At 71.4% G+C, this 13,714-nt stretch carries 13 protein-coding genes; 4 read left to right on the forward strand and 9 right to left on the reverse strand.

Features of this window, described 5'->3' with window-relative positions; all coding sequences use genetic code 11:
- Positions 1-62: 62 nt before the first annotated feature.
- From pdxT to ybaK, 8 genes are all read right to left on the reverse strand, one after another.
- The gene (gene pdxT, locus BOSE127_RS03995; protein ID WP_159556263.1) at positions 63-674 is read right to left on the reverse strand and encodes a pyridoxal 5'-phosphate synthase glutaminase subunit PdxT; all 612 of its coding nucleotides are present in this window, start codon (positions 672-674) and stop codon (positions 63-65) included.
- Positions 664-1,584: a pyridoxal 5'-phosphate synthase lyase subunit PdxS gene (pdxS, locus tag BOSE127_RS04000; RefSeq protein WP_159556264.1), complete on the reverse strand. Its 921-nt coding sequence runs from the start codon at positions 1,582-1,584 to the stop codon at positions 664-666. Before pdxS ends, pdxT begins: the two co-directional genes overlap by 11 nt.
- Positions 1,585-1,597: 13 nt before the next feature.
- Positions 1,598-2,251 carry an HIT family protein gene (locus BOSE127_RS04005; protein WP_236559500.1) on the reverse strand — a complete coding sequence of 218 codons (654 nt, stop codon included), beginning with the start codon at positions 2,249-2,251 and terminating at the stop codon, positions 1,598-1,600.
- Entirely contained in the window at positions 2,251-4,272 is a 2,022-nt protein-coding gene (gene thrS / locus BOSE127_RS04010) for a threonine--tRNA ligase (RefSeq protein ID WP_201300429.1), read from the reverse strand. The genes BOSE127_RS04005 and thrS overlap by 1 nt, the downstream gene beginning before the upstream one ends.
- 94 nt (positions 4,273-4,366) lie before the next feature.
- Complete coding sequence (locus BOSE127_RS04015; RefSeq protein ID WP_017887364.1) at positions 4,367-4,909, reverse strand: adenine phosphoribosyltransferase; 543 nt, start codon at positions 4,907-4,909, stop codon at positions 4,367-4,369.
- A 262-nt stretch (positions 4,910-5,171) separates the two neighbouring features.
- Entirely contained in the window at positions 5,172-5,405 is a 234-nt protein-coding gene (locus tag BOSE127_RS04020) for a hypothetical protein (RefSeq protein ID WP_159556265.1), read from the reverse strand.
- An 818-nt stretch (positions 5,406-6,223) separates the two neighbouring features.
- A complete protein-coding gene (locus tag BOSE127_RS04025) occupies positions 6,224-8,833 on the reverse strand; it encodes an ATP-dependent Clp protease ATP-binding subunit (RefSeq protein ID WP_159556266.1) in 2,610 nt (869 codons plus the stop codon).
- 95 nt (positions 8,834-8,928) lie between these two features.
- Positions 8,929-9,414: a Cys-tRNA(Pro) deacylase gene (gene ybaK, locus BOSE127_RS04030; RefSeq protein ID WP_042537191.1), complete on the reverse strand. Its 486-nt coding sequence runs from the start codon at positions 9,412-9,414 to the stop codon at positions 8,929-8,931.
- A gap of 66 nt (positions 9,415-9,480) precedes the next feature.
- On the opposite strand from ybaK, the gene BOSE127_RS04035 reads away from it, so the two are divergent.
- Both BOSE127_RS04035 and BOSE127_RS04040 read left to right on the forward strand, forming a co-directional pair.
- Positions 9,481-9,774, forward strand: coding sequence for a hypothetical protein (locus tag BOSE127_RS04035; protein WP_017887369.1), 294 nt, complete (start codon positions 9,481-9,483; stop codon positions 9,772-9,774).
- Between the two features lie 61 nt (positions 9,775-9,835).
- Positions 9,836-10,573 (forward strand): YidC/Oxa1 family membrane protein insertase, encoded by a 738-nt coding sequence (locus BOSE127_RS04040; RefSeq protein WP_017887370.1) that lies wholly within the window; start codon positions 9,836-9,838, stop codon positions 10,571-10,573.
- Here the strand turns inward: BOSE127_RS04040 and BOSE127_RS04045 are convergent.
- Positions 10,570-10,791, reverse strand: coding sequence for a hypothetical protein (locus BOSE127_RS04045; protein WP_042537189.1), 222 nt, complete (start codon positions 10,789-10,791; stop codon positions 10,570-10,572). The two genes, BOSE127_RS04040 and BOSE127_RS04045, sit on opposite strands and share 4 nt — an antisense overlap.
- A 372-nt stretch (positions 10,792-11,163) precedes the next feature.
- On the opposite strand from BOSE127_RS04045, the gene BOSE127_RS04050 reads away from it, so the two are divergent.
- Together BOSE127_RS04050 and BOSE127_RS04055 are read left to right on the forward strand one after the other, a co-directional pair.
- Positions 11,164-11,787, forward strand: a complete 624-nt coding sequence (locus tag BOSE127_RS04050; protein ID WP_017887372.1) for a hypothetical protein — start codon at positions 11,164-11,166, stop codon at positions 11,785-11,787.
- Positions 11,788-12,016: 229 nt separating this feature from the next.
- Positions 12,017-13,378 carry an MFS transporter gene (locus BOSE127_RS04055; RefSeq protein WP_159556267.1) on the forward strand — a complete coding sequence of 454 codons (1,362 nt, stop codon included), beginning with the start codon at positions 12,017-12,019 and terminating at the stop codon, positions 13,376-13,378.
- Positions 13,379-13,714: the final 336 nt, after the last annotated feature.

The raw sequence follows: 13,714 nt of genomic DNA on the forward strand, positions 1-13,714 counted from the left end.
CGCTCGGTGCTCCGTGGTCGGTGCTCGGCGTCGCCGTGCCCCGACGTCGACGTGCCCCGCGGTCAGGCGGTGCGGACCAGGTCCAGGAACCGGCGGTGGAAGCGGTCCTCGCCAGCGACCTCGGGGTGGAACGCACTCGCGATGACGTTGCCCTGCTGCACCGCGACGACCTGGCCGTCCGGCAGGGCGCCGAGGACGTGGACGTCGCCACCGCGCTGCTCGACCACCGGGGCGCGGATGAACACCGCGTGCACCGGTGCCTCGCCCAGGTCGGGCATCGGGATGTCGATCTCGAACGAGTCGTTCTGCGCACCGAACGCGTTGCGCCGCACCGTGGTGTCGAGCACGTCGAGGGTCTGCTGCCCGCTGATGCCGTCGGTGATCCGCGACGACAGCATGATCATCCCGGCGCAGGTGCCGTAGGTGGGAAGCCCGGCACGGATCGCGTCGGCGAGGGGCTCGGCGACCCCGAACGCGCGGGACAGCTTGTCCATCACGCTCGACTCGCCGCCGGGGATCACGACACCGTCGAGGGTCTCGATCTCCTCCGGACGACGGAGTGGCACCACGTCGGCGCCGAGCTCGGTCAGCGAGGCGATGTGCTCCCGGAAGTCACCCTGCAGCGCCAGGACCCCGACGCGGGGCCGAGCACCGCTCGTCGGACTACCAGCCACGCTCGGCGAGGCGGTGCGGTGCGGGGACGTCGGCGACGTTGATGCCGACCATCGCCTCGCCCAGACCTCGGGAGACCTCGGCGATGACCTTCGGGTCGTCGTGGAAGGTCGTGGCCTTGACGATCGCAGCGGCACGGGCCGCCGGGTCGCCGGACTTGAAGATGCCGGAACCGACGAACACGCCGTCGGCGCCGAGCTGCATCATCATCGCGGCGTCGGCCGGGGTGGCGACACCACCGGCGGTGAACAGGACGACGGGGAGCTTGCCGGTGCGGGCGACTTCCTGCACGACGTCGATCGGGGCCTGGAGCTCCTTGGCGGCGACGTAGAGCTCGTCGTCGCGCAGGTTGCGGAGCGCCGCGATCTCCTTGGCGATGGTGCGGATGTGCTTGGTGGCCTCGGACACGTCACCCGTGCCGGCCTCGCCCTTGGAGCGGATCATGGCTGCGCCCTCGGTGATGCGGCGGAGCGCTTCGCCCAGGTTGGTGGCACCACAGACGAAGGGGGTGGTGAACTTCCACTTGTCGATGTGGTTGACGTAGTCGGCCGGGGACAGCACCTCGGACTCGTCGATGTAGTCGACGCCGAGCTCCTGCAGCACCTGCGCCTCGACGAAGTGGCCGATGCGGGCCTTCGCCATGACGGGGATCGACACCGCGGCGATGATCTCCTCGATCATCGAGGGGTCGGACATGCGGGCGACGCCGCCCTGCGCACGGATGTCCGCGGGGACGCGCTCGAGGGCCATGACGGCGGTCGCACCGGCTTCTTCCGCGATGCGGGCCTGCTCGGCGTCGACGACGTCCATGATCACGCCGCCCTTGAGCATCTCGGCCAGGCCGCGCTTGACGCGGTCGGAGCCGGTGATCGAGGTGCCAGGGGTGCCGGAGGTGCTGGTGCTGTCGCTCATGATGCCGACCAGTCTAGTGCGCCCCGGGCCACCCGTCGGCGACGAGTCGACGGGTCTCGCCGAGCATCTGCGACATCGACTTCGTCCGGGCGATGATCGGGAAGAAGTTCGCGTCGGACTGCCACCGCGGAACGATGTGCTGGTGCAGGTGTGCGGCCACCCCGGCGCCGGCGACCTCGCCCTGGTTCATGCCGATGTTGAAGCCGTCGCAGTGCGAGACCTCGCGCAGGACCCGCATCGCGGTCTGGGTCAGCTCGCCGATCTCGCGCAGTTCGTCCGGCGTCGCCTCGTCGTAGAGCGGGACGTGCCGGTACGGACAGACCAGCAGGTGCCCGTTGTTGTACGGGAACAGGTTGAGCAGCACGTAGGCGTGCTCACCCCGGGCGACGATCAGGGCGTCCTCGTCGGACTTCCGTGGTGCTTCGCAGAACGGGCAGTCGTCGTCGTGCCCGCGACCCCGGCCCTCGCGGCCGGCGTCGATGTAGGCCATCCGGTGCGGGTTCCAGAGCCGCTGGAACGCGTCCGGGACGGCTGCACCGGTGGCCGCGTCGCGGATCACCAGCGGATCGGTGTCCGCACCTTCGGAGCCCGCGGCGGCGGTGGGGCCGGCCACGTCGTCGACGTGACCGGTCCCCGCGGCCTGCTCCGGGCCTCCCGACTGTGCCATCAGACCTGCGTGCGCTGGCGGATCGCGGTGAGGATGCGGTCCACGGCCTCGTCGACGGGCACCGCGTTGTCCTGGCGACCGTCGCGGAAGCGGAAGCTGACGGCGCCGGCGTCGCGGTCGTCGCCACCGGCGATGAGCTGGAACGGCACCTTCGCCTTGGTGTGCGTGCGGATCTTCTTCTGCATGCGGTCGTCCGAGTGGTCGACCTCGGCGCGGACGCCGTGCGTGCGGAGCTTCGCGATGACCTCGTCGAGGTAGTCGCCGTACTCGGCCGCGACCGGGATGCCGACGACCTGGACGGGCGACAGCCACGCCGGGAACGCACCCGCGTAGTGCTCGGTGAGGACACCGAAGAAGCGCTCGATCGAACCGAACAGCGCGCGGTGGATCATCACCGGACGCTGGCGCGAGCCGTCGGCGGCGGTGTAGTCGATGCCGAACCGCTCGGGCAGGTTGAAGTCGAGCTGCACGGTCGACATCTGCCAGGTGCGCCCGATGGCGTCGCGGGCCTGCACGGAGATCTTCGGGCCGTAGAACGCGGCGCCGGCCGGGTCCGGCACGAGCTCGAGACCGGACTCCTCGGCGACCTGGCGCAGGGTCTCCGTCGCGACGTCCCAGATCTCGTCGTCACCGACGTACTTCTCCGGGTCCTTCGTGGAGAGCTCGAGGTAGAAGTCGTCGAGGCCGTAGTCGCGCAGGAGCGAGAGCACGAACGCGAGGGTCGTGGTCAGCTCCTCCTTCATCTTCTCCTGCGTGGTGAAGATGTGCGCGTCGTCCTGGGTCAGGCCGCGCACGCGGGTGAGGCCGTGGATGACGCCGGACTTCTCGTTGCGGTACACCGTGCCGAACTCGAACATCCGGAGCGGCAGGTCGCGGTAGGAGCGGGGCTGCGACCGGTACGCCAGGATGTGCATCGGGCAGTTCATCGGCTTGAGGTAGTAGTCGGCGCCCTGGCGGGTGACGTTGCCGTCCTCGTCGCGTGCCTCGTCCATGTGCATGGCCGGGAACATGCCGTCCTTGTACCAGCCGAGGTGCCCGGAGGTCTCGAACAGGTCGCCCTTGGTGATGTGGGGCGTGTAGACGAACGAGTAGCCGTTCTCCTCGTGCCGACGGCGCGAGTAGTCCTCCATCTCGCGGCGGATGATGCCGCCCTTCGGGTGGAAGATCGCCAGGCCGGAACCGATCTCGTCGGGGAACGAGAACAGGTCGAGTTCGGCGCCGAGCTTGCGGTGGTCACGCTTGGCGGCTTCTTCGAGGCGCACCAGGTACGCCTTGAGCTGGTCCTTGTCGGGCCAGGCGGTGCCGTAGATGCGCTGCAGCTGCGGGTTCTTCTCGGAGCCACGCCAGTAGGCAGCGGCGACGCGCATGAGCTTCGCGGCGTTGCCGATCCAACGGGTGTGCGGGACGTGCGGGCCGCGGCAGAGGTCCTGCCACAGCACCTCGCCCGACTTCGGGTCGACGTTCTCGTACACCGTCAGCTCGCCGGCGCCGACCTCGACGCTCTCGCCGGAGTCGCCGTCGCTCGCTGCGCCCTTGAGGCCGATGAGCTCCTGCTTGTACGGCTCCCCCGCCATCAGCTCGCGTGCCTGCTCGTCGGTGACGACGACGCGACGGAAGCGCTGGGCCTGCTTGACGATGCGGTCCATGCCCTTCTCGATCGCCTTGAGGTCTTCGGGGGTGAACGGCTCGGCGACGTCGAAGTCGTAGTAGAAGCCGTCGGTGACGGGCGGACCGATGCCGAGCTTGGCGTCCGGGTTGATCTGCTGCACGGCCTGCGCCAGCACGTGGGCGGCCGAGTGGCGGAGGATGTCGAGCCCGTCCTGCTCCTGCAGGGTGACGGGCTCAGCGGTCTCACCGGCCTGCACGTCCGCCGCGAGGTCCTTCAGGACGCCGTCGACGCGGATGGCGACGATGCCGCGCGCACCGTCGAAGAGCTCGGTGCCGGTCGTGGTCGTCGTCGCGGTCCGGGGCTCGGGTGCCTGGGGAAGCTCGGCGGGCGCGGGTGCGACTGACTCGGTCACGATGATGGGACTCCTCGATCGAAATGGTGCGTCAAGACTAGTGCGAGACGTGCTCGCGTGCGGACGGCCGCGGGCGCTGCTCGGCCGTCGGCGCTCAGGCTGGGACGGCGCCGAGCGTCGCGACGGGCAGCCGCGGCTCGAGGCGCTCGCGTCCGTTCAGGCCGTCGAGCTCGAGCAGCGCTGCGAAGCCGATCGCCTGGTAGCCGGCGCGCTCGAGCAGCGTGATGGTCGCGGCTCCGGTCCCCCCGGTGGCCAGGACGTCGTCGACGACGAGCACCCGCGTGCCTGCGGGCAGCTGACCCGGTCGCAGTTCGAGTTCGGCCTCGCCGTACTCGAGCGCGTACTGCTCGCTCAGGACCTCGCCGGGGAGCTTGCCCGCCTTGCGCACCGTGAGCACACCGACCTGGTGCTGGGCGGCGATGCCCCCGGCCAGTGCGAAGCCACGGGCCTCGATGCCGGCGACGGCGTCGAAGCCGGCCCCGACCGCGAACGGTGCCGCGAGTGCTTCACACACCCGACCGAAGGCGACGGCGTCCGAGAACACCGGCGTCACGTCGCGGAACAGCACCCCCGGCTTCGGGAAGTCCGGCACGAGGGCGGTGAGGCGTTCGACGAGTGCAGCTGCGGTTTCGGTCACCCGCCAACGGTACGGGAGGCCCGGGCTGCGTCCGACACGTCGGCGCATGGTGCGAGGCTGGTCGCCTCGTGCGGGCCCCACCGTGCGCTGCACGGTGCGGGTTCCGTCGGACGGTTCACCGAAGGTGGCTCGGTGCGAGGTTGTTTCCTCGCACCGAGCCGTTCAGGCCGCACGGGCTCCGGAAGGACGCACCGTGCGTGCGTGACGCCGACGACAGTGCTGGCGACAGTGCCGACGACAGTGCTGGCGACAGCGCCTGCGGTCAGCGCCACATCCGCATCGCGGCGCCCTGGGTGATCCAGTCGGTCTCGCGCTGTCGGCGTTCCCGCTCGAGGCGGGCCAGCGTGGCGAGGTCGATCTCGGGCCGCTCCTTGCGGGTGCGTCGGCTCCAGATGATGAGCGACATCCCGACGCGGAGTGCGATGCGGTCGGCGAGTGAGACCCGGCGGCGCACCGCGCGGGTATCGGGTGGACGGGTGGTGGTCTTCGTGGTCACGGTGTTCCCCTTCAGAGCACGGCAGAGCTGCCCGGGTGTCGGGCAGGACGAATCCGCCCGGGTTGCGGGCAGCAGGAATTGAATGCGTGAGAATGCACTCCGGGATGGTCCGGAAATGTTCGGACAACGATCGCGGAATGCGCGTCGACACCGAGAGCGTCGCACTGCCCACCGACATTCTTCCGGCGTCGTCCGTACAGATCGGACGGGACGCATCGACGTGCCGTCGAGCCGTTCGTCGGACGAACGAACCGGTGCTGCACGAGCCAGATCGGCTCAGCGCAGGGTGCCCGGAGGCACAGATGTCAGGAGAGTGGGACGCCCCGGGTCAGCGGACGCGGAACGGGGTACCGACGCGTCCACGGATTCCACGGAACGGAGTGGTTGCGGAGATCATCATGGTCGGCCCCCTTTCGGTCTCGAGCTGGCGGAGTCGTCCGGGTCGAATGTTCGACCGTTCGCGACGAGTGAACACTATCGGCACCGCAAATCGGAGCGCAACCCCTTTTTCGGAAAACGTCTGGAATTGCATTCCCGAACAGGCCGATCACGGTGCGAGGTTCGTGTTCTCGCGCCGACTCGCCAGCTGCGTGCAGAGTTCCCGTCGTGCACCGGCGCCGGGCCTGCCGGCTGCACCGTGCGCTGTCGGCGGACCGGTGGCAGCCTGCGTGCTCGGTGCGGGATCGCAGGCCTGCACGGTGCGGGCAACCTCGCACCGGGTGACGGAGCACGCACGGTGCACGTACGGAGCACGTACGGAGCACGGCGGAGGCCCGGTACCGAATCGGTACCGGGCCTCCGCCGTGCGTGCGAGCGGACTAGACCGCGGCGTGCTCCGCGACGCTCGCCGTCAGGGAGTCACCCTCGACGTCGATCCGCACGGTGTCACCCGCGGTCACCCCGCCCTCGACCACGAGTGTCGCGATGCGGTCGTCGACCTCGCGCTGGATGAGCCGACGGAGCGGACGGGCGCCGTACTCCGGCTCGTACCCGTGCTCGGCGAGCCAGGCGACCGCGGCGTCGGACACCGACAGGAACATGTCCTGTGCGACCAGCCGGAGCGCCGTGTCCTGCAGCAGCAGGGACACGATCGACGCGATCTGGGACCGGTCGAGCTTGCGGAACAGCACGATCTCGTCGATGCGGTTGATGAACTCGGGCCGCATCGCCTCGCGCAGCTTGCCCATGACGCGGGCCCGCAGGTCGTCCTCGGCGAAGCCGTCCGTGGCACCGACCGGGGAGAACCCGAGCGCTCCCGAGCGGGAGGCCAGGAACTCCGAGCCGATGTTCGACGTCATGATGACGACGGTGTTCCGGAAGTCGACCGTCCGCCCCTGACCGTCGGTGAGCCGGCCGTCGTCGAGCACCTGCAGCAGCAGGTTGAAGACGTCCGGGTGGGCCTTCTCGACCTCGTCGAGCAGGATCACCGAGTACGGGTTGCGACGGACACGCTCGGTGAGCTGGCCGGCCTCGTCGTGGCCGACGTACCCGGGAGGGGCACCGACCAGGCGCGACACGGTGTGGCGTTCGCCGAACTCGCTCATGTCGAAGCGGAGCATGGCGGACTCGTCACCGAACAGCGACGACGCCAGGGCCTTCGCGAGTTCGGTCTTGCCGACGCCGGTCGGTCCGAGGAACAGGAAGCTGCCCACCGGACGACGCGGGTCGCCCATGCCGGTCCGGCTGCGCCGAACCGCCTTGGCGATCGCCCGCACGGCGTCGTCCTGGCCGACGACGCGGTCGCGCAGCTCGGACTCGAGCGCGGCGAGCCGCGTCTTGTCGGCCGAGCCGAGTCGGGTCACCGGGATCCCGGTGGCACGGGACACCACGGCGGCGATGTCGGCTTCCGTGATCGACGTGTCCGCGGATTCCGGACGGGAGGTCTGGCTGGCGTCCGCCGACGAGGCGGCGGTGATCCGGGCCTCCAGTCCGACGATCTCGTCACGCAGGTCGGACGCTTCCTCGTAGTGCTCCTCGGCGACCGCGCTGTCCTTGCGGGCGGTCAGGTCGGCGACCTGGGCCCGCAGTGCCTCGACGTCGACGTCGCCCGACAGGGCGAGGCGGCGGCGTGCACCGGCCTGGTCGACGAGGTCGATGGCCTTGTCCGGCAGGTGCCGGTCGGTCACGTAGCGGTGCGAGAGCTCGACCGCGGCGCGGAGTGCCTCGGGCGTGTAGGCGACGCCGTGGTGCTCCTCGTAGCGCGGGGCGAGGCCGGTCAGGATCGCGACGGCGTCCTCGACGTTCGGCTCCCCCACCGTGACGGGCTGGAACCGGCGCTCGAGCGCGGCGTCCTTCTCGATCCGGCGGTACTCGTCGAGCGTCGTCGCGCCGACCAGGTGCAGGTCGCCGCGGGCGAGCCGGGGCTTGAGGATGTTGCCGGCGTCCATCGAGCCGCCCTCGCCGCCGCCACCGGCGCCGACGACGGTGTGGAGTTCGTCGACGAAGACGATGAGCTCGTCGGCGTGCGCCGCGATCTCGTCCATCGCCGTGGTGAGGCGCTCCTCGAAGTCGCCGCGGTACCGGGTGCCGGAGAGCATGCCGGGCAGGTCGAGCGCGACGACCCGCTTGCCCTGCAGCAGGGCGGGGACGTCGCCGTCGACGATGCGCTGGGCGAGGCCCTCGACGATCGCGGTCTTGCCGACGCCGGGCGCACCGATCAGCACCGGGTTGTTCTTGGTGCGGCGGAGCAGGATCTCGACGGTCTGCTCGATCTCGTCGGCGCGGCCGATCACCGGGTCGACGTGCCCGTCACGGGCGCGCTCGGTCAGGTCGGTGCCGAACTGGTCGAGCGTCGGGGTGTCGCTGTCGGAACCGGACTCGGCCGTTCCGGTCGTCGCAGCGGTTCCTGGCATGGAGCGCCCCGCTCGTGCTGCTGCCGCGGCCTGCTGGGCGTAGTCCTGCATGACCTGCGGGGTGACCCCGGCGCTGGCGAGCAGCTGGCCGGTCACGGTCTCCTGGTCCATCACGAGCGCGAAGAAGACGTGCTCGGGGTCGGTGTAGGTGCTGCCGAAGCCCCGCGCGGCCTGCGTCGCCTCGACGAGGATGCGCTGGGCGGTGCCGGTCAGCGCCGGGCGGCTGGGCTGCTCGGCGAGCGGCTCGTGCGCCATCGGCAGGCGCTGCTCGATCTCCTCGGCGAGTCGCTGGGGATCGACCCCGGCGGAACGCACGACGGCGTCGAACGGTTCGGTGCGGACGAGCACGTGCAGGATGTGCAGTGCGTCGATCTCGCGCTGCCCCTGCGCGAGCGCGAACTCGGCGGTGTGCTGGAGCAGCTCGTGGGTCCGGCGGCTGAGCAGCCGGGTGATGTCGACCGGTCGACCGAACGCGCGGACGCGCTGCTGGTCACCGGTGCGCTGTGCCGCGAGCAGGCGGGCGAGGAACTCGTCGAACGAGTCGTTGCTACCGGTCGGGCCGAACGTCTCTGGCAAAGGGACCTCCTGGGAACTTGAGTGCCTTCGACTCAATGCAACGCAGGAGGGACCGTGTCATTCCCGGTTCCGGAATGAACTTGCGGCGACTCGACTCAGGTCCGCGCGATGGGTGCGGAGACCGCCTCGGTGATCCGCGCGAGGTCCGTCGGCGCCACCTCGACGTCGAAGCCGCGACGTCCGCCGGACACGAAGATGCTCGCGTACGACAGTGCTGACTCGTCGAGCACGGTGCGGAGCCGGGTCTTCTGGCCGACCGGACTGATGCCGCCGACCACGTAGCCCGTGCGCTTCTCGGCGAGGGCGGGATCGGCCAACGTCGCTTTCTTGCCCCCGACCGCCGCGGCGATGGCCTTGAGGTCGAGCCGGTTCGCCACCGGCACGATCGCCACCGCCAGTGCGCCGTCGACCGAGACGACCAGGGTCTTGAAGACCTGCTCCTCGCGGAGGCCGAGGGCGGCGGCCGCCTCTTCGCCGAAGTTGGTGGCGCTCTCGTGGTGCTCGTACACGTGCGGCGTGTACGGGACCCCGGCCGCCTCGAGCGCGACGGTCGCTGGGGTGCTCGGCGAACCTGCGGTCATGCCGTGATCCTCCCCCGCCGCACCTTCCGGTCCTCGACGGCACGCGGGCGTTACGCTGAACGGACCATGACCGCCGTCCTGCTCGTGCTCCGCGCCACCGCCGCGCTGGTGCTCGGTGACCCCGCCGCGGGGGTCCTGCCCCTGCTGGCGGTGGCGGCGCTCGGACTGACCGCGGTCGCCGTGACCGTGGTGGTCGCACGCCTGCTCGTCGCGGTGCTGGCGGCCGTCATCGGCGTCGGATCGACGTCGATGTCCGATCGGACCGCCGTGCCCGACCTGGTCACCCGCATCGGGTGGAGCCACCCCGACGCCGACGGACACGTCCGCTCGCGGGCACCGGGGGTCGCGACCCCGGCCTGACCACCGACCGGTGGCCGGGCCGCACGCGCACCCCGCTGACCCACCACCGATCGGAACCGTCATGGACCTGTCCACCCTGCCCCTCGTCGGCCCGCTGCTGCACGGCGGCGCGGACCTCGTCGCCGCGCTCACCGCGGCGCTGTCCCCCGTCGCCGGCTCGTTCGCCGCGGCGATCGCCGTCGTGCTCCTCACCCTGGCCGTCCGCCTGGTGCTCGTGCCGCTGTCCGTGCTGCAGGTGCGGGCCGAGCGCGACCGTCGGCGCCTCGCACCCCAGCTCGCGGCGCTGCGGAAGCGGTACGGCCGCGACACCCAGCGCCTGCAGCGCGCGATGCAGCAGCTCTACACGGACGAGAAGGTCTCGCCGCTGGCCGGCTGCCTGCCCGTCCTCGCGCAGGCACCCGTGGTGTCGCTCGTCTACGCCCTGTTCACGCATGCATCGATCGGCGGCACCGCGAACACCCTGCTGGACGCCACGTTCGTCGGGGTCCCGCTCGGGCACTCCCTGATCGTCACGCTCACGTCGCCGCTGTGGGTGCACGCCTGGGTGGTGCTGGTGTTGTTGGCGGTGCTCGCGGTCGTCGTCGAGCTGAGCCGCCGGTCGAACCTGCACTGGAACCCGGTGGCGGCGCCGGAGCCCGGCACGCCCGGGGCCGCCGCGACGGTCGCCGTCGGCCGGTACGTGCCGTTCGTCACGGTCGTGTTCGCGGCGATCGCACCGCTCGCCGCCGCGCTCTACGTCGTGACGAGTGCGGCCTGGACGTACGGGGAACGCGCCGTGCTGCGCCGGGTGGTCCGCTAGCCGCCCTGGCCCTCCTGCTGCGGGCCCTGGTCGACCGGGTCGTACTCGGTGCCGCGACCCTGTTCCTCGTCGGCGGTCGGCACGTGGCGTTCCGTGCCGGTCCCGCCGGGGCTGGTCGCCACGTAGTCGGCCTCGCCGGACTGGGTGTCGTGGCTCAGCGGCTCGAGGGTCTCGGCGTCGGCGTCGGCGTCGTGCTGCGGCGTGGGGTCGGTGCTCATGCACCACGCCTACTCCCTCGTTCTGGGTGCGCGCGCACGGCCGGGCGGTGCCACGATGGACCTGTCCACGCGACCGGCAGAGCGGGAGTGCGCATGGCCCACGACGACGTGGCAGCGGAACGGGCACGGCTCGAAGCCGTCGCCTGGGGAGCAGGGTCGAGCCCGGCGGACGCGGCGCGCGCCCGGATCGCGCTGCAGGACCTGGAGCGCGGACGGCGACCGCGCAGGCGCCCGGTCGCGACGGCACGGGATCCACTGCCGGGAGGCCCGGGACCGGCCCGCACGTCGGCCCCGTCCGCAGCGCGGTCGAGTCCAGGGCCCGTGGCCGGGCCAGTGCCGGCTTCTGTACCCGCGCCCGCCGGCGCGGCGGCCGTGCCCGCTGCAGCCGACGCGCCGGAGCCGACCGACGGCGGTGGGGGCGACCACGTCGACGAGGCGCGGGGTGACGGCGGAGGCGAGCCGGGCCTCCAGGCCGTGCCGACCGCTCGCACCCGGTGGCGTCGGTGGCTGTGGACGGAGCGACCACGCGCCTGGATCGCGGGCGGCGCGGCGGCGGCGGTGGGCGTGGCGTTCGCGGCCGGGACGCTCGTCGGGACCGCGCAGCCCGACGTCGCAGCCGCGCCGAGCGTCACGCCGACGGCGGGGACGGTGACGCTCGAGCAGCTGCTCGACGTGCCGCAGACGTACGCCGACCAGCTGCCGGGGCCGGTCGCGGCGCCCGTGAGCCTGCACACGACGCGACTGGTCTTCACGAACCGGGCGCTCGACGGCGGGACCGCCGAGACCCCATGGAACGTCTGGGCCGGCATCGGGACGGACCGGTCGACGATCTGCCTGGTGGCGACGGCGGACCGCATCGAGTCGTCGACGGCGTGCTTCCCGCGACAGGCGGCGTTGCACGGTTCAGTGTCGATGTCGGCGCAGTCTAGGAGCGGCACGCTGACGATCGAGCTGCGCGGCGGTGGGGTCCAGGGTCGGGTGACGAACGAGTACTGAGCGAGCGGTCGGGAGCTGAGTGTTTCGTTGGAGCGCTCCGACAAATGTGCTGGATGCCCTCGCGAGAGACGTTCCATCGTGCAACACTGGATGAGCGCACTCGTCGTGGAGTCGTACCCACATCATCCACATCCGCCAGCGAGCGCGCCCCGCAGACCCTCCAGGTCACCGCCGTCAGAACGATCGGCATCGTCGCGCGCTCCACCGTGCCTCGGAGGAGGTCAGCAGCGTGTCCACCAACACCACCACCTCGGCCGTGTCGACCCACACGCGGCCGATCACCGTCACCAGCCAGTCGATCGTCGGCATCGCCGTCCTCGGACTGGCCACGTTCTTCGCCATCACCACCGAGCTCATGCCCGTCGGGCTGCTCGGCACGATGAGCGCCGACCTCGGCGTCACCGAGGCCACCATGGGCATCGTCATCACCGTGTACGCCGCCGCCGTCGCGATCCTCGCGCTGCCGCTCACCGCGTTCACCGCGAAGCTGCCGCGCAAGACCGTGCTCGTCGCCACGCTCGTCGGCTACACGGTGTCGAACCTGATGGTCGCGCTCGCACCGTCGTTCGCCGTGGTCTGCGCTGGACGCGTCGTCGGCGGCATCGCGCACGCGCTGTTCTTCTCGGTCGCCTCGGCGTACGCCACCCGGATCGTGCCGCCGCGGCTGGCCGGCCGCGCGATCGCGTTCGTGTACTCCGGCAGCTCGCTCGGGTTCGTGCTCGGCGTGCCCCTCGCGACCTGGGTCGCGCAGCACATCGGCTGGCGCCAGGCCGTGTTCTCCGTCGGGGTCGCCGCAGCGGCACTCGCGATCGTCGCCCTGCTGTTCCTGCCCGCCGTCCGCGGTGCCTCGTCGCCGCACATCGGATCACCGAAGGCCTGGGCACGCACCGGGCTGCTGTCCGTCGTGATCGCCGACATGCTGCTCTTCGCCGGGCACTACGTCGTCTACACCTACATCGGGCCGTACGCGATCGACGCCGGGCTCGATGCCGGCATGGTGAGCGGGGCGCTGCTCGTGCTCGGTGGCACCGGTGTCGTCGGGCTCTGGCTCGCCGGCATGTTCGTGGACCGTGCGCCCCGGCAGACCCTGATCGCCTCGGTCGCCGTGATGGCCGTGGCCTTCGCGACGATGCCGTTCGTGCACGTCTCCCTGATCGGGACGATGGTCGTCGCGGGCGTCTGGATGGCCGCGAACGGCACCACGGGCACGCTCTTCATGGCCGCGGCGATCCGCGCCGGAGGCGTCTCCCCCGACATCGCCGGCGCACTGGTCAACGGCGCGTCCAACATCGGCATCGCCGGTGGTGCGGCGTTCGGCGGGCAGGCGCTCGGGATCGTCGGGCTGCAGTACCTGCCGTTCGCCGGCGCCGCGGTGCTCGTCGGGGCGCTCGGGGTCGTCGTGCTGGCGCGCCGTGGGTTCCCGGTGCACTCGCACGCGCAGGAGCACCTGTCGACCTCGTCCATCGAGGCCATCACGTCGTCGCTCGCGGTCGTCACCACGTCGGTGCCGGTCGTCGGGCGGGCGATCCAGACGGTCACGGGGTCGATCGGTGTCGTCACGGGTTCGGTGCGGCGGCAGCGGACGCGTTAGGGGCTGGCGCGGGCGGCGGGCGGTCGGCGCCCGAGCGGCGTGTCGGCCCGCCGAGTGGTCACGACATGCCGTTGGTGGGGCGTCGGGGGTGCTTGAACTGTCGTCTTGCGGGTCGGCGGGCGACGGTTTGCGACCACTCGGTGGACGCCGGCGGCGTGTTGTGCGACCGCTGCGACGGCGGAAGGCCTGGCGCCGAGTGGTCACGACATGCCGTTGGTGGGGCGTCGGGGGTGCTTGAACTGTCGTCTGGCGGGTCGGCGGGCCACGGTTTGCGACCACTCGGTGGACGCCGGCGGCGTGTTGTGCGGCCACCGCCACCGCCACCGCCACTGCGCC

The sequence above is a fragment of the Curtobacterium sp. 8I-2 genome (genome assembly GCF_902506155.1).
GTDB lineage: Bacteria > Actinomycetota > Actinomycetes > Actinomycetales > Microbacteriaceae > Curtobacterium > Curtobacterium poinsettiae.

What these genes read in the sequence shown, in the direction of transcription:
- BOSE127_RS04005 (WP_236559500.1), bottom strand. Translation starts at nt 2,251, where the DNA reads ATGGCACAGTCGGGAGGCCCGGAGCAGGCCGCGGGGACCGGTCACGTC.
- ybaK (WP_042537191.1), bottom strand. Translation starts at nt 9,414, where the DNA reads ATGACCGCAGGTTCGCCGAGCACCCCAGCGACCGTCGCGCTCGAGGCG.
- BOSE127_RS04045 (WP_042537189.1), bottom strand. Translation starts at nt 10,791, where the DNA reads ATGAGCACCGACCCCACGCCGCAGCACGACGCCGACGCCGACGCCGAG.
- pdxS (WP_159556264.1), bottom strand. Translation starts at nt 1,584, where the DNA reads ATGAGCGACAGCACCAGCACCTCCGGCACCCCTGGCACCTCGATCACC.
- BOSE127_RS04040 (WP_017887370.1), top strand. Translation starts at nt 9,836, where the DNA reads ATGGACCTGTCCACCCTGCCCCTCGTCGGCCCGCTGCTGCACGGCGGC.
- BOSE127_RS04035 (WP_017887369.1), top strand. Translation starts at nt 9,481, where the DNA reads ATGACCGCCGTCCTGCTCGTGCTCCGCGCCACCGCCGCGCTGGTGCTC.